Source organism: Pseudomonas sp. NPDC088885, from assembly GCF_044750025.1.
Lineage (GTDB): Bacteria > Pseudomonadota > Gammaproteobacteria > Pseudomonadales > Pseudomonadaceae > Aquipseudomonas > Aquipseudomonas rustica.
On the sequence record NZ_JBIVJB010000254.1, the window covers coordinates 1 to 1,245 of the forward strand.

Here is a 1,245-nt window from a genome sequence, read left to right on the forward strand (position 1 = left end):
GTTGATGGATCTGGTGGGTGCGTTTGTAGAAGCGATAACGGCGCTCGTTGTGGCCGGTCATCACTGTCATGTCTTGCAGGTGGCAATGACCGCCTTCTTCGCACACAGGGCAGTCGTGCGGGTGGTTCGTCATCAGCCATTCAACAACACTGGCGCGGAACGCCTTGGATTCTTCATCTTCGATGGAGATCCAGGTGTTGTCGGTGGCCGGGGTCATGCAGGACATGACGATGCGACCACGGGTGTCGTTCTCGTCGGTGTACTGCTTGACCGCGCACTGGCGGCAAGCCCCGACGCTACCAAGCGCGGGGTGCCAGCAGAAATATGGAATGTCGAGGCCCAGAGACAGACATTCATGTAACAGGAAGTCTGCCCCGTCGACTTCGAGCGCTTTGCCGTCTACGTGGATAGTGGCCATGGTTCAAAGGTCTTCGTTGGCCCGGTGTCAGCGGGCGTGGCTAATGGAATCTTGTTATCCGTGCGAATCAAACCAGCCTCGAAAGGCGTCATCGCAGGAGGCGAAGGGCCCAGGCCCTTCACCTTATTAAGCGTTTACGCGCCGATTACGATCGGCCTTGCCAGAGGCGGGACGGCGGCGCTGACTGGCGCGATACCGGCTTCGAACTCTGGACGGAAGTATTTGATCGCACTGCCCAACGGTTCCACGGCACCCGGTGCGTGAGCACAGAAGGTCTTGCCCGGGCCGAGGAAGTTGACCAGACCCAGCAGGGTCTCGATGTCGCCTGGCTGACCGCGGCCTTCTTCGATGGCCATCAAGAGCTTGACGCTCCATGGCAAACCATCACGGCACGGGGTGCAGAAACCGCACGACTCGCGAGCGAAGAACTGCTCCATGTTGCGCAGCAAGGAGACCATGTTGACGCTGTCATCCACCGCCATGGCCAGGCCGGTACCCATACGGGTACCCACTTTGGCGATGCCGCCGGCGTACATTTGTGCGTCGAGGTGCTCAGGCAGAAGGAAACCGGTACCGGCGCCGCCTGGCTGCCAGGCCTTGAGTTTGAAACCGTCGCGCATGCCGCCGGCGTAGTCTTCGAACAACTCGCGACCGGTGACGCCGAATGGCAGTTCCCACAGGCCCGGGTTTTTGACTTTGCCGGAGAAGCCCATGAGCTTGGTGCCCATGTCTTCGCTGCCTTCGCGGGCCAACGATTTGTACCAGTCAACGCCGTCGGCAATGATCGCCGGCACGTTGCACAGGGTTTCGACGTTGTTCACGCAAGT

Annotated in this window: 2 protein-coding genes; both read right to left on the minus strand. The window is 60.2% G+C overall.

Annotation, left to right across the window (positions count from 1 at the left end):
• A partial coding sequence (locus ACIP1X_RS29035) for a 2Fe-2S iron-sulfur cluster-binding protein (protein ID WP_400755995.1) occupies nucleotides 1–418 on the minus strand: 418 nt, incomplete at its 3' end.
• A 134-nt stretch (nucleotides 419–552) separates the two neighbouring features.
• Nucleotides 553–1,245, minus strand: a 693-nt coding sequence (locus ACIP1X_RS29040; RefSeq protein ID WP_400755996.1) for an NADH-ubiquinone oxidoreductase-F iron-sulfur binding region domain-containing protein, incomplete at its 5' end; no start/stop codon positions are given.